The sequence below is a fragment of the Shewanella sp. SP1S2-4 genome, assembly GCF_031932075.1.
In the GTDB taxonomy this organism is placed as follows: Bacteria; Pseudomonadota; Gammaproteobacteria; order Enterobacterales; family Shewanellaceae; genus Shewanella; species Shewanella baltica.
Genome location: NZ_JAUOET010000012.1, coordinates 17473 through 38070 on the forward strand (window position 1 = coordinate 17473; position 20598 = coordinate 38070).

16 protein-coding genes are annotated in these 20598 nt (G+C 44.9%); 3 read left to right on the forward strand and 13 right to left on the reverse strand.

Going from position 1 to position 20598, the window contains the following annotated elements:
- The first annotated feature begins 95 nt into the window (after positions 1-95).
- Entirely contained in the window at positions 96-2477 is a 2382-nt protein-coding gene (locus tag Q4Q52_RS12395; RefSeq protein ID WP_311990748.1) for a PilZ domain-containing protein, read from the forward strand.
- Here the strand turns inward: Q4Q52_RS12395 and Q4Q52_RS12400 are convergent.
- Both Q4Q52_RS12400 and serB read right to left on the reverse strand, forming a co-directional pair.
- Entirely contained in the window at positions 2474-3469 is a 996-nt protein-coding gene (locus tag Q4Q52_RS12400) for an alpha/beta hydrolase (protein WP_311990749.1), read from the reverse strand. The genes Q4Q52_RS12395 and Q4Q52_RS12400 overlap by 4 nt on opposite strands.
- 128 nt (positions 3470-3597) lie before the next feature.
- A complete protein-coding gene (gene serB / locus Q4Q52_RS12405) occupies positions 3598-4578 on the reverse strand; it encodes a phosphoserine phosphatase SerB (RefSeq protein ID WP_311990750.1) in 981 nt (326 codons plus the stop codon).
- Positions 4579-4657: 79 nt separating this feature from the next.
- Here serB and Q4Q52_RS12410 point away from each other — a divergent pair, with 79 nt between their 5' ends.
- Positions 4658-5692, forward strand: coding sequence for a YtjB family periplasmic protein (locus Q4Q52_RS12410; RefSeq protein WP_409373427.1), 1035 nt, complete (start codon positions 4658-4660; stop codon positions 5690-5692).
- Positions 5693-5810: 118 nt separating this feature from the next.
- Positions 5811-7039 (forward strand): IS3-like element ISSba4 family transposase gene (locus Q4Q52_RS12415; RefSeq protein WP_311990752.1). Its coding sequence is split into 2 segments (ribosomal slippage): positions 5811-6162 and positions 6162-7039, totalling 1230 coding nucleotides; the frame shifts between segments, so codons are not numbered across the junction.
- Between the two features lie 51 nt (positions 7040-7090).
- Here Q4Q52_RS12415 and deoD read toward each other — a convergent pair.
- The 11 genes from deoD to pnp form a co-directional block, all read right to left on the reverse strand.
- Positions 7091-7801 (reverse strand): purine-nucleoside phosphorylase, encoded by a 711-nt coding sequence (gene deoD, locus Q4Q52_RS12420; protein ID WP_006082701.1) that lies wholly within the window; start codon positions 7799-7801, stop codon positions 7091-7093.
- Between the two features lie 91 nt (positions 7802-7892).
- A complete protein-coding gene (locus Q4Q52_RS12425; RefSeq protein ID WP_263205892.1) occupies positions 7893-9107 on the reverse strand; it encodes a phosphopentomutase in 1215 nt (404 codons plus the stop codon).
- 9 nt (positions 9108-9116) lie between these two features.
- Positions 9117-10448: a thymidine phosphorylase gene (gene deoA, locus Q4Q52_RS12430; RefSeq protein ID WP_311990753.1), complete on the reverse strand. Its 1332-nt coding sequence runs from the start codon at positions 10446-10448 to the stop codon at positions 9117-9119.
- Between the two features lie 184 nt (positions 10449-10632).
- Positions 10633-11403, reverse strand: coding sequence for a deoxyribose-phosphate aldolase (deoC, locus tag Q4Q52_RS12435; protein ID WP_006086931.1), 771 nt, complete (start codon positions 11401-11403; stop codon positions 10633-10635).
- A 420-nt stretch (positions 11404-11823) separates the two neighbouring features.
- Positions 11824-12732 (reverse strand): outer membrane protein OmpK, encoded by a 909-nt coding sequence (locus Q4Q52_RS12440; protein ID WP_311891581.1) that lies wholly within the window; start codon positions 12730-12732, stop codon positions 11824-11826.
- A 361-nt stretch (positions 12733-13093) separates the two neighbouring features.
- Entirely contained in the window at positions 13094-14353 is a 1260-nt protein-coding gene (locus Q4Q52_RS12445) for a NupC/NupG family nucleoside CNT transporter (RefSeq protein WP_220590910.1), read from the reverse strand.
- A gap of 176 nt (positions 14354-14529) precedes the next feature.
- Positions 14530-15294 (reverse strand): TatD family hydrolase, encoded by a 765-nt coding sequence (locus tag Q4Q52_RS12450; protein WP_311899852.1) that lies wholly within the window; start codon positions 15292-15294, stop codon positions 14530-14532.
- A gap of 10 nt (positions 15295-15304) precedes the next feature.
- On the reverse strand, positions 15305-15508 hold the full coding sequence (locus tag Q4Q52_RS12455) for a hypothetical protein (RefSeq protein ID WP_311899853.1): 204 nt from the start codon (positions 15506-15508) through the stop codon (positions 15305-15307).
- 90 nt (positions 15509-15598) lie between these two features.
- Positions 15599-17179 (reverse strand): peptide chain release factor 3, encoded by a 1581-nt coding sequence (prfC, locus tag Q4Q52_RS12460; RefSeq protein ID WP_311990754.1) that lies wholly within the window; start codon positions 17177-17179, stop codon positions 15599-15601.
- A gap of 99 nt (positions 17180-17278) precedes the next feature.
- A complete protein-coding gene (gene nlpI / locus Q4Q52_RS12465) occupies positions 17279-18181 on the reverse strand; it encodes a lipoprotein NlpI (RefSeq protein WP_006086937.1) in 903 nt (300 codons plus the stop codon).
- A gap of 192 nt (positions 18182-18373) precedes the next feature.
- Complete coding sequence (gene pnp / locus Q4Q52_RS12470) at positions 18374-20476, reverse strand: polyribonucleotide nucleotidyltransferase (RefSeq protein WP_220590915.1); 2103 nt, start codon at positions 20474-20476, stop codon at positions 18374-18376.
- Positions 20477-20598 lie beyond the last annotated feature (122 nt).

Sequence of the window (20598 nt, forward strand, 5' to 3'; positions counted from 1 at the left end):
AAAATCTGTATAAAATCAATTTAAGTAACGATGAATACTGCCGACATAAGACTAACACAGCACGGCATAAAATCAGCATTAGAAAAGAACCCTACATGAGTCTAGATAACCACAGTGCACTCATCGAACAGCTCAAGCCATTGCTCATGGAACCTAACTTCCAAGAGATTTTTCAGCAGCTGACGATAGATGAAACCAATTCGACCCGTTTTCTTGTGAAAATGGAATTGAGTCGTTTGGCTTCGCCTTGCACCCGAATTATCGATCTCAGGGATAAATCAGAGCTTCCTTGTACTGAAGTCATGTTAGGTCAACAGCGACATTTTTTAGATGAGCCTGCCAAAAGCAGTATGCATGAGGCCATGTCACTGTTTCGCAACCAATATACCTTAGGTGTGTATGAATATGTGCTCAATGCCCATCAACAGCGTCGGGTAAAATTACGCCAAGGTGTGACTCAGGTTGAAGCCGCTGAGCCAGAACCTTTTATGGTGCCAGGCGTAGTATTAGGCAGTTATTTCAACCGCGCTGAGGAGCGGATGAATTACAGTATTCGCATTGCGGCATCACAATCCGGTCGAGGTGAAGTACCTGGGATCACGGCAGATTTATCTATCGGCGGTGCCCGTATTCGCCTCGCCGCCAATCATCCCTTCGATCTCGACCAACCACTCAAAGTTAAGTTACTGGAACTCAGTGAAGAGTTTTACTATCCCGATCTCCAGCTCGGCGTGGATTATCAGATTGTCGATAGCCAAACCAATGGCGAATATATTTGGCTAAGGCTCAAACGCCTTGGTGGCAGCGAAGCCTTAAGTGAAATGCTCGGCAATTTAATCCGCGGCTATAAACTGCGTTACAAGGTAGATGTCAATGATGTGATAGTGAGTGCAACAGGACTCGGATTTGAACGCCATTATTTACCTCACCTGCCCCACTTGCCTTTGTATTTCAATACTCAAACCCAAGGTTTGAGTCACATGCTGCTCAGCCGTGACAACCAACAGATAGTGCATTACTTTCAAGATGAAAATGATATCAGCCAATTACCAGCCATGCTGACCCCAAGCCGAGTATCGGCATTGCTGAGTCATCCAGAAAATCCCGACCACGGGCTATTTTTTAGCTTTACCTATAATGCCCAAGGCTGCTTATATTTTTACTCTGCCACCTTAGCGGAGCTTAAAGCTAAGGGCATGATGCCTTTATTCCTTGGCTTTGCATCGACCAAACCTAGCTGGCGGATCTTTAAAGTTACCCAAGATAAAATTTATCATGATAAGGGCTATCGCCGCGCAACCCTGCCGGGCGATGAGGCAAAATTCAGCCCACTGGTCGAACAGCAGTTATCGCAGTTTAGTCATTTACTGCAGCTCATCGATATCAGCAATGAAGATGCCAGAGGGCATTACAAAGCCTGGCAAGACAACAGTAATGCCAATGCCCTTAAAACCTTTGGTCAACAACGATTAACCGCCAATCAAATTAAGTTAGTTTCCATGCAGTTTAGCGAGCGACGCCAAGAGGCTCGTTTCGCCTTTAAAACCTTAGTCAACGTGACGCAAGACAAGCTAAAAGCCACGGGCATTACTTTAGATATTTCTAGCCGTGGCATGCAATTAACCTTAGACAATCCGACAGAGTTCTCATCGAATAAACCGCTACTGTTAAGCTTTCCCAAACTACAAACCATTGCGGGGAAAACACAGTTAGATAATCTCCCTTACCGTTTAGTGCGCACCCGTAAGAATGGTGTAACACTGCATTTAACCGCAGTCATGGGCCATACACCCCATGTGGGGGTCGAGTTTTTAAATAAACTGATTGCCCATAATAAGGAAAAGTTAGAACAACTGACTGAGAACAATAGTGAAGCGAATGAACTTGCCGATGGTTTAAAAAATATTTTGATGCATGATTTGCATTCTGTGCCCTACTTTGTTGAAAAAACGACAAAATCGGCCCAAGTCGCGTGTTTAGGCGTAGGTACACAACAGGATGAGATCAGCGATATTTTTGCCGCTGGCACGTCAGATACTCTGCAATATAATTTAGCACCGCTGCTAAAGGATGGATTCTTTAAGCGGGATATCCTCGAACCTATTCGCCAGATGAAACCCCAGCAAGATATGGATTTCATTGAAGTGTTTGTCCAGTTGATACGTCAATCTCGTGGCAAAATCTTTTTGAAATGCACTTCAGCCACAGAAGTCGGTGATGTGGATGCTCAGATAACCTTTATCAATCAGAGCAAAGCGTTAGGCCGATTCCTCGCCCTACGCGTTTACCGAGGTGCGACTGAAAAGCCAGACATGAGTTATCTGCGTCGCGAATTGGAATACATTAATATTCATGCAAACCATAAAGCTAAACAATTAGAAGAACAGTTATGGCGGATAATTGGTGTCGGTGAACTGTTAGATATTACCCAAGAGGTTGAACTAAGATACCCTGCAATCCATAAAAAACAGTCTTAATTGTTTAATACCGCCAGATCAAAACTTAAATACCAATCCCTAATCTTAGGAAAATGATCACTGCTAGCATCTATATGCGTCAGCATATCGGCATGACCATAATCATGTTTAAAACCATTATCCTTAGAAAGAAGCGTTGATTTCACCCGTTTAAAGCCGCACTCTGCGACCATATCAGCCACATCTTCTGGATGCCCAAGCACAGTATCGCTCTGCCCTGAGATAAACCAAGCTGGTGGCCAATTAGCGAATGTTGCCGCTTTCGCATAATCAAATCCATCGTCGTGATCGAGCCAATCTCCTCGCACCCAATCGATACTTTGAACTAATGAGGCGCGACTCTCATTGTCCATACCGATGCGCAGCTTATCGGCAGCAAGGTAACCTTGGCCCATAGCTAAACCTGGCGCTAAACGATTCCAAAAAACATCAACCATTAACCACTTTTTGAAGGATTTAACCCGAATCGTCCGCTTGCTACCGAAGGTCAGCAATGAACGAACACTTTGTTGTAACTCAGGATAACGGGCCAGACTGCTCGCCATTAACACCCCGCCCCATGAATGGGCGCACCAATGCACCTGCGAAGGCGGCACGATTTTGCAATCATGCTTAGCCGCCTGTTCTTGGCAGGCTTTTTGATGTAACTCGAGAATCGCCTGCTGCACTAAAGGTAATTGCTCGCGGATCACTTCACCTTGCCCTAAGGTAAAATCCCGATCGATTTTCGGAAAACTGAGCCCTCTGCCTGCGGTATCCAACACATACACCACAAATCCCGCCTTAGCCAAAAAACAACCTAGGCCACGGCCACTTTGGCTATAGAACACCCGACCGTTAGACATGGCACCATGGAGCATGAGAATAGGCGTCTTAGAAAAATCAGGCACCGACGGTAATAACTGACGTAGATGCAGTTGGCCATCGCGGTACGGCAGAAAGATTGAAGACTGTGAAATGGGTGATGTTGAGCCTTGAGCGAGCTGAGTCAAAATGAGTCACTGGTAGTTTATCAATCTCCCTAAACTACCAGCTCATCAATAAAAGACAAGAGTCATTACTCTAACTCAGCCCTGACTTAGGCTTTCATCTCGACTCATATTTCAAATAAATGAATAACCTAGATTTGCAACAGATAAGGTAAAACGCGCAGGTCGAGGTGGCGAATATTGGCATCCGCCGCGGCTGCCAGCTTAGGTTTGGCATGGAAAGCAATACCAAAATCCGCCGCCATCACCATAGGGATATCATTGGCGCCATCGCCGATAGCGACGCTTTGACCTTTTGGAATGCCCCACTGCTCACTGCAACGCTCAACCACATCCGCCTTAAACTGCGCATCCACGACTTTACCCGTCACTTCACCCGCGAGTTTGTCATCAGTGATGACTAACTCATTAGCAAAGGCCGCATCTAAGCTTAGAAGCTGTTTTAAATGACCCACAAAAGGCGTAAAGCCACCAGATGCCACCACTAAACGCCAGCCATGGGATTTAAGTTCTAACAGCATGGACTCAAGCCCAGGCATTAAAGGTAAGTTGTCGCACAAAGTCGTGATAATACTGGCATCGGCGCCCTTAAGCTGTGCCACGCGCTGACGCAGACTCTGTTCAAAATCTAGCTCGCCTTGCATAGCACGTTCTGTAATCGCCGCCACGCGCTCACCCACGCCTGCCATGGCCGCTAATTCATCAATGCATTCAATCTGAATCGCCGTGGAGTCCATGTCCATCACTAATAAGCCGGGATGGTTCAAACGAGGTAAATCAAAATTGATGACATGCAGTTCAGCCAAAGATTGAGGAAACGCCACTAACTGCGCCTGAGAAGGCAAATTTACCAGTGCCAACTCAATACAATTTAAGCCGACTTGGCGTTCGATATGTGAAATACCGATAACATCAGACGAAGGCAATGCCGCAATCCAGGCCGATATTGCGCCCTCTACCACGGCATCTTGATAAATAATTCGCACACGTGAAACACCAGCGGGATATGCTGACTCTTGATAACGTTCAAACACTTGCCCTTGGCGTTCAAACCTTGGGGAATGGTCAGAGACTAACCACAAAAAAAGCGCATCTTGGTTCAAGCTTTCCATCGGACTTAAATTCTCCAACTATCGGGCTCACTCAGAATCAATTATGATTAGGCAAGCGCTCTACATTTTAAGGGTCAAAGTGTTATATCTTAAAGGGCTAAAGAAAAGCCATAAAATCAGTAGACTGATCCAAATTGCCGCCGCCTTCGCCTTGATATTAGGCTTAGTGCAATTGTGGCAGACAAGCCTACTACAAGGTCAGCTGCTTCTAAAGTCCCAAACTCAAAAGATGGCCAGATTACTGGTGCAGCAAACCGCCTATGGAGCCGCGCCCGCACTACAACTGCAAAATGATGAGCAGTTGCAATGGCTCGCTAGCGCTTTAGTCGAAGATCCTAAGGTGATGTCTGCGGCTATCTTCAGCGACCAAGGCATGCGGTTATCCTTCGCCCAAAGCATCACTAAAGATGTTGTCGATCCTGATTCGGAAGAAATGAATTTGCTACTAAGCAAATATCCTCCCTATGTAGAGCCCGTGATCCAAGAAGGGAAAAATCTAGGTTATGTCGAAGTCAGGCTCGATACCAAGCTGTTTTTCAACGAAATCAAAGAGGCCCACAATTTAAACATGGAGCAACAACAAATCATGCTGCTGGTTGCAGGCTTGATAGGTATGTTGCTTTCGCGCTCTTTGTCTTTCAAACGCGCCGATTTTGACCGCCGCCGCTTTAGGGTTAAGCTGCGTCAAGCGCCGAAAAAACCTAAGAAACGCTCATCAGCAGAAGAGCCATCAGAAAGTGTTAATGATGGTTTGGCGCAAGAACTAACCGAAGATCAAGCTGTGTCGACCACAGATAATCCACAAGAAAAAGCGGCTAAATCCACTAAGACGCCAAAAGCAGTGACAGAGACCCGTGTTGATAAGCTCACTCAGAAAGGCGCGCAAACTAAGGCCGAAAAAACGTCAGAAAAATCGTTAACGCTAGAAACGAGCAACCAAGTTGAAAACGCGATAAATGATGCGGAACAAGCAACACCAGTAAAGGTTAAACCTAAAGTGAAAAGTGTCCGCCGAGTAAAACAGGCGACGAAAGCAACAGCCGTGGTAGCCGAACCCTCAACACCAAAAAAACCTAGTGAACCAAGCGACCTCGACACAGATTCCACAGGTTAATCGTAATTTCTATAGAAAAGCCGCTAAAAATTGACATAAAAAAAGGGTTCGAATTGCGAACCCTTTTTTCAGTAGCATGTTCCGTCCTGAAATACGTTGACATAAAGAGGACTTCTTTATGACAACATCAAGTAACTCAAGCCGTAAGCGTACTCAACGCGATTACACCTTAGCTTTTAAATTAGGCGTTGTTGAACGTGTTGAAAAAGGCGAAATGACTTACAAGCAAGCGCAGACTCGTTTTGGCATTCAGGGTAAAACAACGGTACTCGTCTGGCTGAGAAAGCATGGTAAACTCGATTGGTCGAAACCCTTTCAGCATCCCCTTATGCCTCATTCAAAAGAAACCCCAGCCGAAACTATCAAGCGCCTTGAGCGTGAGTTAGCCGAAGCGAAGCTGCGTAACCAAATTCTCAATGGTATGGTCGATATCATGGACAATGAATACGGAGCCGGCCTCAGAAAAAAGTACTTATCCGGTATCTCTGGCAAGCCAAAACCCAAAGCAAAATAAACCTTGCCGTTGCGTGTCGCGCTGTCGGTATTTCACGGCAAGGTATTTATCAGGCTGTCGCTCGAATGGCGAGCCGAAGCGCTGAGCTATCGGTCATCAAAGACTGGGTCCAATATTGGCGTAACTATATGCCACGATTGGGGACGCGTAAGCTCTATACTTTGATACAGCCTAAGCTGGTTGAACATGATATCAAACTCGGGCGAGACGGGTTCTTTACCTACTTGAGAAGTGAAGGCTTGCTAGTTAAGCCCAAGAGAAGCTTCACAAAAACGACATTCAGCAAGCATTGGATGAAGAAGCATCCCAACCTGCTGAAGGAAGAGGGACTACACGATGCCGAGCATGTACTGGTCAGCGATATCACTTATCTCGAATCAGACCAAGGCGTGCACTATTTGTCACTAGTGACCGATGCCGCGTCACGTAAGATAGTAGGTCATCACTTGAGTTCGGACATGAAAGCAGAAAGCGTAGTGAAAGCACTGAAAATGGCGGTCAAAGATAAGCGCTATAGCGCTAATGCGGTCCATCACTCAGACCGAGGTTCGCAATACTGCTCAGCTGTTTATCAAGATGAACTGCAGGCCAACCATATTCAGCCGTCGATGACAGACGGTTATGATTGCTATCAAAATGCGTTAGCAGAACGAGTAAACGGGATCCTGAAGCAGGAGTTTTTACTCTACCGATGTAAAACGCTGGAAGAGCTGAAGAGACTTGTTAGAGAATCGATAGCGATATACAACGAAATGAGACCGCATCTGAGTTTGGATATGGAAACACCCAATCAGGTGCATAATAGAAAAGGCCAGCTACTGGAGCTGGCCTAGAAACTGTCAACCTATCTTAGGACGGGACAGCACACTCTTACAGAATAACAGTTACAGCGTAATCGCCGCTTCTAATGTCATGATAATCATGTCATTGAATGTGGTTTGACGTTCTTCTGCAGACGTCTTTTCACCGGTGCGGATGTGGTCAGATACAGTCACAACGCACAGGGCACGTGCACCAAACTCATGGGCAACGCCGTACAAACCAGCCGCTTCCATTTCTACGCCTAATACGCCCATCTTCTCCATCACATCAAACATTTGTGGATCAGGAGTGTAGAACAGGTCCGCAGAGAAAATGTTACCTACGCGAATTTTAGTACCACGAACTTTCGCAGACTCGATAACCGCATTCATCAGCTCATAGTTAGCGATAGCAGCGAAATCTTGGCCTTTGAAACGTAAACGGTTAACTGCTGAGTCAGTACATGCACCCATACCAATGATCACGTCACGTACTTTAACGTCAGTGCTGATCGCACCACAAGTACCCACACGGATCAGGTTTTTAACGCCGTAATCACGAATTAATTCAGTTGCATAGATAGAGCATGAAGGAATACCCATGCCAGAACCCATTACTGAAATACGCTTACCTTTGTAAGTACCAGTAAAACCTAGCATGTTTCGAACATCAGTCACTTGCTCAACATTTTCTAAGAATGTTTCAGCAATATATTTTGCACGTAATGGATCGCCTGGAAACAGCATTGTCTCAGCGAATGCGCCCTCTACAGCATTAATGTGTGGTGTTGCCATCGAAATAACCCCTGTTTATTTTATTAAGACTTAAGTCTTTGTTTACTGACGGCAAATGTCAGCCGCCAAATCGAAATAAATGCTAATTTGCCTAAAGGAACGATTCGCCATAGGCCATAGGTTCAAGCTTAAAGTGGCTCGCAATAGATTGGCCGATATCGGCAAAGCTGTTACGACGCCCCAGCGATCCCGCTTTCAATCCAGCGCCAAAAGCTAATACTGGCACATATTCACGGGTATGATCAGTGCCTTGCCATGTTGGATCGCAACCGTGATCCGCAGTTAAAATCAGCAGATCGTCTTCACCTAATAATGCGAGCATTTCAGGCAAACGGGCATCGAAATATTCCAGCCCTTTGGCGTAGCCAGCAACATCACGGCGATGACCGTAGTGAGAGTCGAAATCAACGAAGTTAGTAAACACTATAGTGTTATCACCCGCAGATTTCACTTCGGCTAAGGTCGCATCGAAAAGTGCTTCTAAGCCGTTCGCCTTCACTTTTTTAGTGATACCACAGTAAGCATAAATGTCGGCAATCTTGCCCACACTCACTACTTCACCGCCAGCCTCTTTCAGCTTATCGAGTACAGTTTTTGCAGGTGGCGCGAGCGAATAATCCTTACGATTGCCAGTACGGGCAAAATCACTTGGACCAGTACCATCAAATGGACGGGCAATGACGCGACCTATGTTGTAAGGCTCTAACTCTTCACGGGTTATTTCGCAAAGACGATAGAGATTGTCTAAACCGAAGGTTTCTTCATGACAAGCGATTTGGAATACTGAATCAGCAGAGGTGTAGAAAATAGGCTTGCCAGAGCGCATGTGCTCTTCGCCTAACTCTTCTAAAATAGTTGTACCTGAGGCATGGCAATTACCTAAGAATCCATCCAGACCTGCACGGGCTAAGATCTTATCCGTCAGTTCTTTAGGAAAAGAATTTTGATGCTCGCTGAAATAACCCCACTCGAATAGTACGGGCACGCCCGCCATCTCCCAGTGACCGCTCGGCGTATCTTTACCCGAACTTAACTCTTGTGCATGACCATAAGCACCAATCAGCTCAACATTATCGCCAAAACCGGGGGCAAAGGCGCCAGTACTTTCCATCGCTGCATGGCCTAAACCTAAGCGCGCTAAGTTAGGTAATTTCAGCGGGCCTTCACGGCCAATATCGGCTTTGCCTTCGGCGCATACTTTAGCAATATGGCCAAAGGTATCGGAACCGACATCACCAAAGCTTGCTGCATCAGCAGAAGCACCGACTCCAAAGGAGTCCAACATCATAATAATGGTACGTTTCATAATTCTTCCTTAAAGATCCGATGCACGAATATAGGCATAGATCTCAGGTGTTTTTTCTGGAGCGGTTTCACCAATGTGAATCGCTTTTTTCACCGCAAGTTCAGCTTCCGCGAAGGCGGCTTCAGACTGTGCATGGATAACGGCAATCGGAGTCGATGAATCTACTTTATCGCCTAAAGCACACACTTGAGTTAAGCCAACACTATAGTCTAGTGCATCACCGGGCTTACGGCGGCCGCCACCTAAGGTCACAACCGCTAAACCTAATTCACGGGTATCCATGCTATAGGCATAACCTTTCATATCGGCAAAAACTGGACGAATAATTTGTGATTGCGGTAGGTATTTATTGTAGTTTTCAACAAAATCGACTGGACCACCAAGACCCGACACCATCTTGCCAAAGAGTTCTGCAGCGCGACCATTGTCGAGTACACGATTCAGTTTAGCGCGAGCATCGGCTTCATTGCTTGCAAGACCGCCCAGAAGCAACATCTCAGCGCAAAGACCCATAGTGACTTCATATAAACGCGGGTTACGGTAAGCACCCGTTAAAAAGTCGATGGCTTCTTTCACTTCAACCGCGTTACCGGCGCAAGATGCAAGCACTTGATTCATATCGGTAAGCAAAGCTGTCGTTTTAGTGCCCGCGCCATTAGCAACAGCTGCAATACTGCGAGCTAATTCTTCCGATGCTTCATAGGTTGGCATGAAAGCACCACTACCGACTTTCACATCCATCGCTAGCGCATCTAAATTACAGGCTAATTTCTTAGACAAAATCGACGCTGTGATGAGGGAAATGGATTCAACAGTGGCGGTATTATCGCGGATAGAATAGAAACGTTTGTCGGCAGGAACGAGATCGCCCGTTTGGCCAATAATCGCCACACCGACGTCTTTAACCACTTTACGGAACAATTCACTTGATGGCTCAGTTTGGTAACCCGGAATGGCATCAAACTTATCGAGCGTGCCGCCCGTATGACCTAGGCCACGCCCAGAAATCATAGGCACATAACCACCACAAGCCGCAGCCATAGGGCCAAGCATCAGACTAATCACATCGCCCACACCGCCAGTGCTGTGTTTGTCGATAACTGGACCGTTGAGTCCCAATGATTGCCAATTAAGCACAGTGCCAGAATCACGCATCGCTGTCGTTAAAGCGATTCTTTCAGCCATATTCATGTCATTAAAATACACCGCCATGCCTAATGCGGCGATCTGACCTTCAGATACGGAGTTGGTAGTGATACCTTGAACAAAGAACTGTATTTCTTCGGAACTTAGCGCTAAACCATTACGTTTTTTACGAATAATCTCTTGAGCTAGAAACATGATACTGCCTCCAAGATAGGCACTAACAACTCTGTCGCTAGTGCTTATCTTTGCAATGAAACATCAAAACTGTAGCAATATTACAAGTTCATACTATCGAAGTTTTGAGTTTGCCAAATAGATTTAGGTCACACTTAATTAGGCTCGCTATACGCAGATAGTATTAATCAGCGATAGTTTGCGATTAATAGCCTTGAGTCGGCTTAGGCGCATCTGCCAGTTCTAATGTGTGCAGCAAGCTGTTTAAAAGGCTTGAAGCACCAAATCTAAAGGTACGTGGTGAAACCCAGTCAGCACCTAAAATACGCTCAGCAACACCGAGGAACTCAGCTGCTTGAGCTGCATCACGCACGCCACCGGCAGGCTTGAAGCCTACTTGGGTATTCTTCTCGCTGATCACAGTTAACATGATTTCAGCCGCTTCGAGTGTGGCGTTTACAGGCACTTTACCGGTAGAAGTTTTAATAAAGTCGGCACCTGCATCGATTGAAAGCTCAGATGCACGGCGGATAAGCGCAGGATCAGCTAACACGCCAGATTCGATGATGACTTTTAACAAGACTTCACCACAGGCTTCTTTACAGGCTTTAACTAATTCAAAACCAATTGTTTCATTGCCTTCCATCAGTGCGCGGTATGGGAATACCACGTCAACTTCGTCAGCACCATAGGCAACGGCAGCGCGAGTTTCTAGCACAGCAATGGCAATGTCATCATTGCCATGGGGAAAATTAGTCACAGTGGCAATTTGGATATCTTCAGCACCAATTTCATCTAACGTCTTGCGTGCAATCGGGATGAAACGTGGGTAAATGCAGATAGCGGCAGTATTGCCCGCAGCCGTTTTCGCTTTGTGGCACAGGTCGATCACTTTTTGATCTGTGTCGTCATCATTCAAAGTCGTTAAGTCCATCAACTCAATGGCGCGTTGTGCTGCTTTTTTTAAATCAGTCATAATAGCTCTCCAAAATAAAAATTAAATGAATAGAAATCAGTCGCATAAAAGCAACGCTTGAGAGGTGGCATTATTTTGATTATTTTTATATGGCCGGGCCTTCAGGCGATGCCGAGTAATTTGCTTGTACAAACTACCTTGTTGTAGGTATTCAATCTTGCCTAAGTCATAAAGAACAATAGGCATCCTGACACTTAAAATAACTTATAAGTGACCACGACTTGAATCCTTGAAGACCGGAAGAGAGGATACGAATAAAATCTTGCACCTACTTTTCCGCGAAAAATCCATTTTAGCGCGAGAAAAACACAAACCTTTATATAAACCCACTTGTTAGCCTAATAGGCTTAGATAAAGACTCATGGTAAAACAAAGATGGAGCCGCATAATGCGGCTCCAACAAGCAATGATTACAAGAGATTAGAACTTGTAAGTTGCAGTGAAGTAGTGAGCAAAACCTTTGGTCTCTAAACCAAATGTGCCTTCATCCTTCAGCAAATAAACATCGCTATATGCTTTCAGGCCGTAACCAAGCGCATAGTTATCTGAATGCCAGTGCAGACCGAAGTATGCAGCACCACCATTAGAAGTAAATGTAGTACTTACAAATTGGCCATTAGAGTCGTATTTATTTACTTCATCAGCACCAAACTGATAATCAACATAGCCTTGGAAGGAAACAAAGCTCTTGTTGTCGAAGAAATAGAAAGGCTTGAACCAGTTCATAGAGAATTGGTAACCATTCCAATCCTTAGCATTAAAATCGTAGGTTGCATACAGGTTCATACCTGTTTTGCCTAACCATGGTACCATTACATCGGCACCAATACCCCAAAACGACATATTGACATCGCCTGGATTATTAATTTTTTGTGGACCTGGATGATCTTCAACATCAAAAGAAATGCTTTGGCCTTGGATTGCACCACCGCCCCAGTTGAACAGAGTAGAGAAGTAAACTTCTTGTACTGGGCCAAAAGATAAATCTTTACCAGTAATAGCATCTAAAGAGAAACGTGGCGCAAATTTCATAAACATCTTGCTATCGCCACCAGTTTTATCACCTGAGCTGCTGTTAGCTAAATTGAAGACGTCTACATAACCATATAAATCAACGATCCCCTTACGACCACCAAATTCCATTTCTAAGTAGTCATGGCCGCCATCATCAGCATCACCACGTGGTAATTCATTAACAGCATACATAGCATTAAACTGCATCCACTTATAATCAGTGGCATAAATATCAGAACGATCAGCGGCAAATGCGTTGCCAGAGATTGCAGCTACTGCTGTAGCAGCTAAAGCTAAAGTTTTAACGTTTTTCATCATCAACCCCATTTATCTTGTTTACTACCATCGAGGGTAGCGTTCTTTTTGTGGCGCTCGCATTCTACCTAGATTAAATAAAATCTCAATAATCTAGCGTAAAATCACAAACACAAAATTCTTAATTGTGAACAAAGTCGCGACTTCTGCATTACGATTAATTAACTTAACCGTGTTCCCGCGACATTTAAGACAGAATAACAGCGACATCTCAGTTGCATTCTGTGTCTTTCAATTGGAGAAACTATTCACTACAGGAATCACTACTGGCACTACTGGAAAATGGTTGAATTAACTTAGGTCCTGCCCTGCATGGTCAGGACCCAGTTAGTGGGGTTTCCCCCTACTGCCGTTCATTGACTTAGATAGCTAAGAACAGACCAGCAAGTGTCGCACTCATTAAGTTAGCTAAAGAGCCGGCGATAACCGCACGAATACCCATAGTAGCTAAATCATGACGACGGTTAGGAGCCATTGCACCTAAACCACCAAGCAGAATCGCGATTGATGACAAGTTAGCGAAACCACACAGAGCAAACGAGATAATCGCTTTTGTTCTGTCTGTCATTGCTAAACCTGTTTCAGCCACAACCATACCGCCATCAGCGATGTCTTTCAGGTATGGAGCAAAGTTTAAGTAAGCAACGAATTCGTTAACAATGATCTTTTGACCAATGAAAGAACCAGCGACTAATGCTTCATTCCAAGGCACACCGATAAGGAATGCTAAAGGCATGAACACATAACCGAGGATCAGTTCAAGTGTTAACTGAGGCATGCCAACCCAACCACCGATACCACCGATGATACCGTTGATCATAGCGATCAAACCAACGAAGGCTAACAACATAGCGCCAACGTTTAACGCTAAATGCATACCAGATGAAGCACCTGCTGCAGCTGCGTCTAACACGTTAGCTGGTTTGTCAGGATCTTCTGGCAAATCGCTCATGTCATTTTTAGCAACTTCAGTTTCAGGGTGCATCAGTTTAGCCATTAATAGACCACCTGGTGCTGCCATGAATGATGCGGCAACTAAGTACTCGATAGGTACACCCATCTGCGCGTAACCAGCCAATACTGAACCCGCGATTGACGCCAAACCACCGACCATGATCGCAAACAGTTCAGACTGCGTCATAGTTGGGATGAATGGACGAACAACCAGAGGAGCTTCAGTTTGACCCACGAAGATGTTAGCTGTTGCTGACATTGATTCTGTACGGCTTGTGCCCAATGCTTTTTGTAAACCACCACCTATGATACGGATGATCCACTGCATAACGCCTAAGTAATATAGAACCGCGATCAGAGAAGAGAAGAACACGATAACGGGTAACACGTTTACTGCGAAGATGAAGCCAAGTTTGAAGTTAGCTAAATCACCAAACAGGAAACCGATACCGTTTTGTGCGTAACCAATAACGCTAGAAACCGCATCAGACATACCTTTCAGAATGTCTTTACCAACAGGAACGTACAGTACAAAACCACCGAAAGCAGCTTGGATAGCTAACGCGCCACCCACTGTACGCAAATTAATTGCTTTTTTGTTATTCGATAGGAGGAAACCTATCGCAAGTAGGGTGACCACCCCTACTAAACTCATCAATATATTCATTAACCATCACCCTATTGTTAACACTTTTTAATTATGTTGTTAATCAACCTATTTCCGAGTCAGATTATACCCGAGCCTAAGTCGAAAATCGTCGTTTTGATCATATTTTTGGAGTTTAATTTCAATCGCTTAGTGCAGAATGCTAGTGCGACCTACACCTGTTTATTTAAAAACAACTAAAGGTCAAACAGTTGCATAGCATTCGACATCAAGTGTTCTGATATTAGAACACTTGATTTTTTTTGCAAAGTAGCGATTTTGTCTATAAAAAGAACAAGGTTAGCGGGTTGGTTACGTTTTTCAGTAACATTTATCGGCGTCATTGCCGGAGAATCAGTCTCAAGTATGAGGTGTTCGAGTGGGAGTTCAGTGACTGTTTTGAGTAATTTTTTGGCATTGGGATTCATAATCAAACCACCAATTCCCAACTTAAAACCTAACTTAATATATTCCTGTGCTATCTCAACACTGCCAGAAAAAGCATGTATCACACCGCCTCTAGGCAATTGATACTTTTTTAAACAGGCCAAAACCTCGGGATGCGCTTTAACACTATGAATAATCACCGGCAGATTAACGGATTTAGCTAACGTCAATTGCGCCTCAAAAAACGCTAACTGCTGCGGCCAAGTAGCGGAATAAAGTTTATCTAAGCCACATTCACCAATAGCAACAAAACGAGGACATTCGAGCAACGCGGCAACTTTAGATGTTAATGCTAAGATCCCTGCATCAACATTCTCTGGGCAAAACCAAGGATGGATGCCAAGGGCAAAATAGGTTTGATATTGTGCGGCAACAGCGAGCTGTTTGTGCCAGTGTTGCGGGGACACGCCAGGAATAATCAGATTATTAACCCCAACACTGTGCATTCGCTGCACTACAGTATCGCGGTCAAGATCAAACTCGGCAAAATCTAGATGTGCGTGGGTATCAATCACTGCAAATACCTCACTCTGCGGTCGATTGACCGTTTGAATGCGCTTCAGGCGGCAATGCCGTTTCATCAGCTGCTGTCGTTTTAGCGCATTTTATCGCTAATGGCGGATCTTCAAGGCGTGGCATACAACAACGACGATTTTCAGGTGTCAGCCCCATGCGGTCGCACCACTGAATATAAACCTGCCATGTTTTTGTGATCCAATTCGCCATCATTCACATCCAGAACCGTTTTTAGATTTCATTAGATACAAAAATGGCGGTGAATTCACCGCCATTTCAACAACTATTCTAAACCCAACCTAATTAATGCTCGCGGGTTTTCGCAAACTCAATATTAGGATATCTTTCCATCGAAAGATTCAGGTTGACCATAGTTGGCGCAATATAGGTTAAGTTATCACCACCATCGAGTGCTAAGTTTTGGCTACACTTGCGGCGGAACTCTTCAAGCTTACGCTCATCCTTGCAATAAACCCAGCGAGCGGTCGAAACGCTGATACCTTCGTAAATGGCTTCAACGTTGTATTCGCTCTTAAGACGTCCAACAACCACTTCAAACTGCAGTACACCCACGGCGCCAACAATTAAATCGTTAGTATCGATTGGGCGGAATACTTGCACAGCACCTTCTTCAGACAACTGTACTAAGCCTTTTAATAGTTGCTTTTGCTTGAGTGGATCGCGCAGACGGATACGGCGGAACATTTCAGGCGCAAAGTTAGGCACGCCAGTGAAGCGGAACTTTTCACCTTGGGTAAAAGTATCGCCAATACGAATAGTGCCATGGTTATGCAAACCAATGATATCGCCTGGGTAAGCTTCTTCAGCACGCTCACGATCGCCCGCCATAAAGGTCAATGCATCGCTGACGTTAACATCTTTACCGATACGCACATGGTGCATTTTCATGCCCTGCTCGTAACGGCCAGAACAAACACGCATAAAGGCGACACGGTCACGGTGTTTTGGATCCATATTTGCTTGGATTTTAAACACAAAACCAGTGAATTTCTCTTCTTCAGGCATAACTACGCGTGCATCGCTTTCGCGCGGTAATGGCTTAGGTGCCCACTCAACGATACCGTCAAGAATATGATCCACACCAAAGTTACCTAACGCGGTACCAAAGAACACTGGCGTCAGCTCACCTTTCAAGAAAGCCGCATGATCAAATTCATTCGACGCGCCACGCACTAATTCCATCTCATCACGTAAATCAGCGGCATAACTGCCTATCGCTTTATCAAGATCAGGATTATTAATACCCTTCACCACGCGACGCTCTTGGATAGTATGCCCCATACCACTTTGATACAGCACGACTTCATCACGCAGTATGTGGTAAATACCTTTGAATTCTTTACCGCTGCCAATAGGCCAAGTAATAGGTGCGCAGGCAATATTCAGTACGTTTTCGACTTCATCCATCAAATCGATAGGATCTCGGATATCACGGTCGAGTTTGTTCATAAAGGTCACGATCGGCGTATCACGCAGACGGGTCACTTCCATCAACTTAATGGTACGGTCTTCTACACCCTTTGCAGAGTCAATGACCATCAGACAGGAGTCAACAGCCGTTAGCGTACGATAGGTATCTTCAGAGAAGTCTTCGTGACCAGGCGTGTCGAGTAGGTTAACGAGGGCGCCACCATAGGGGAACTGCATAACAGACGTAGTAATCGAAATACCACGGTCCTTCTCCATTTCCATCCAGTCAGACTTAGCATGCTGACCCGATTTTTTGCCTTTAACCGTTCCCGCTTTTTGCAAAGCGTTTCCGAATAACAGCACTTTTTCGGTAATGGTTGTTTTACCCGCGTCGGGGTGCGATATGATCGCGAAGGTGCGACGTTTATCGACCTCTACTTTATTGCCTGACATGTTAACCTATGCACTAGTATCGCTAAAAAGGCGCAAATTATAGCGCCTCAGTTCGAGCTTGGCTAGGCAAAGCCCGAGATGAGCTCGGGCTGATGAGGGTTATTTTGTGGCTTCGAGCAAACCTTTGACTTTAGCGAGCTCAATCCGCGCATATCTATGTTCAACAAAATCATAAATATTGGTTGCCAATGCTAAGCGGAAATAGTTAGCAGCATCTTGATATTGCTTGTTTTCTATTGCCATTTTCGCCAAGTAAAAATAAGCCTCACATAAACGTTCGGCATATTCTTTGGGATGAGTTAAGCCAACTTTCGCAGCAGCAAACACCTCATCATGGCTCTTTGTTCCTAAATAATAATCAACGATAACGGTCGCCCAAGCATCATTGTCTAAATTCTTACGGTTTTCAGCTAACTGTTTTTTAGCTTCAACTGCATCATCTTTAAAATCAATCAAATACAGCCATAATGCCCGATAACCATCTTTATTATCACCAGCATAAAATGCCTGCATATCTTTAGTGGCTAAATCGTTACGGTCGCCATAGTACAAGGCAATACCGCGATTCAAATAGGCGTAATCGTAGTTAGGAGCGAGTTCTAATACGCCATCGAATGCTTCATAGGCGCTAGCGTATTCGCCTTCTTGGGTGTAATAAATCCCAAGAAAATTATAAGCATCAGCGAGATCGGGTTGCAGCTTCAGCGCTTGCATAAAATCGATGCGCGCGAGCAGTCTTAAGCCCACACTGTCGTAAATCACACCGCGATCGTAATGAAATCTGGCTCTTTGCTCATTGGTTAATTCGACCGTAGCCAAAATCTCGTTGAGCTTCGCTAACGTCACTTCCACTTTATAATCGGGCATGACAGGTGCGATAACCAATTTACCTTCAACATCATTATGGTTATCTAAAGGAGACTGGGTGGTAGCGCATCCGGCTAACAACAGACTGGCGCCCGCCAGCACAGCAACGACAGCGGTTCTAATTTTAAGACTCATCCATTTCTACCTTTTTAGATTCCCAACATACGCAGAAGAATCTTCATGATAGCAATCCCACCACAGGACTGCTATTGGGGAATTAAGATTAATACTGACTTTCTTAATGCCAAAAACAAAAAAGGAGATCATTTGATCTCCTTTTGATGCAATCACTTAGAAAGTGTATGCCTATAATAAGTCAAAGACTCATTATTCAGCAGCTGCAGCTTCTTTAGTTTGTGCTTCTTTGATTGACAGACGTACGCGGCCTTGACGATCCACTTCCATTACTTTAACAGCAACTTCTTGGTTCAGTTCAAGGTGATCAGACACGTTAGCAACACGCTCATCACTGATTTGTGAAATGTGTACTAAACCGTCTTTGCCCGGCAGAATGTTCACGAACGCACCGAAATCAACGATACGGATAACTTTACCGTTGTAGATACGACCCACTTCAACTTCTGAAGTGATTTCTTCGATACGACGGATAGCTTCTTTGGTTGCTTCACCATTTGAAGAAGCAATTTTCACAGTACCATCATCTTCCAGCTCAATCGTAGTGCCGGTTTCTTCGGTCAGAGCACGGATAACTGCGCCGCCTTTACCGATAACGTCACGGATTTTTTCTGGGTTGATCTTGATAACAGTGATACGTGGAGCGTGATCAGAAATATCATCACGGTGTGAACCAATCGCTTGATCCATCACGTTCAGGATATGTACACGCGCGCCATAGGCTTGTTGCAGTGCGATATCCATGATTTCTTTAGTGATACCTTCGATCTTGATATCCATCTGCAATGCAGTAATACCATCACGTGTACCCGCCACTTTAAAGTCCATGTCACCTAAATGATCTTCATCACCTAAGATGTCAGAAAGAACAACGAAATCATCGCCTTCTTTCACTAGACCCATAGCGATACCCGCTACAGAAGTTTTGATAGGCACACCGGCATCCATCAGCGCTAGTGAAGTACCACATACTGACGCCATAGAGCTTGAACCGTTAGATTCAGTGATTTCAGATACAACGCGCACGCTGTATGGGAATTCAGCAGCTGAAGGCATAACAGCATTGATACCGCGCCATGCTAACTTACCATGACCGATTTCGCGGCGCTTAGGTGAACCCACCATGCCTGTTTCACCAACAGAGTATGGAGGGAAGTTATAGTGCAGCATGAAACGGTTAGTGCGCTCGCCCATGATGCTGTCAATCTTCTGTGCATCACGTTCAGTACCTAAAGTACAAGTGACTAACGCTTGAGTTTCACCACGAGTGAACAATGCGCTACCGTGAGTACGTGGCAATACGCCCGCTAACACACTTAAGGCACGGATCATGTCTGGTTCACGACCATCGATACGTGGCTCACCACGGATGATGCGACCACGAACCACTTTCTTCTCTAAGCTACCCAGCAAGTTGTCTACTTCACGTAAATCAATGCTTGGATTGCTGGCTAACAAGGCTTCTTTTGTTGCTGCTTTAACAACAGAAACTTGAGCATAACGATCTTGTTTAACTTGGATTTTATACGCATCACCTAAACCCGCTTCTGCAAGCTCTTTGATTTGGGCGACTAAATCGGCATCTTGCGTTGGTGCAGTCCAATCCCAAGTTGGTTTACCGGCTTCTGCTTTAAATTCAGCAATCGCTTTGATAACCACTTGTTGTTGATCGTGACCGTAAACAACAGAACCTAACATCACTTCTTCTGGTAATGCTTGGGCTTCTGATTCCACCATTAATACTGCGCCAGCAGTACCAGCAACCACTAAGTTCAGTTGGCTGGTTGCAAGTTGCGCAACACTTGGGTTCAACACGTATTCGCCATCAATGTAACCCACACGTGCAGCACCTAAAGGACCGCTGAATGGAATACCAGAAATAGCCAGTGCCGCTGAAGTACCTATCATGGAGATGATATCTGGCTCGATTTGTGGATCGACAGAGACTACAGTAATGATAACTTGAACTTCATTTTTGAAACCATTAGGGAAAAGAGGGCGAATTGGACGGTCAATCAGACGAGCAATTAAAGTCTCATCTTCTGAAGGACGGCCTTCACGCTTAAAGAAACCACCAGGAATTTTACCTGCTGCGTAGGTTTTTTCTTGATAGTTAACAGTCAGAGGGAAAAAGTCACGACCAGCTTCTGCTTCTTTTTTACCGACAACAGTGACCAACACAGTCGTGTCACCCATGCTCGCTAAAACGGCTGCATCTGCTTGACGCGCTATAACACCTGTTTCCAGGGTGACTGTATGTTGACCATACTCAAAACTCTTTACAATAGGATTCACGTGACCCATTCCTTAATTAATGACCTTGAATTACGCGCGTAAGTATACTGCAAATCGGATCAATAGATAAAGAGCAGATAATGATGACAAATACGTAACTTTTCACTAAAGTGGTTAAATCA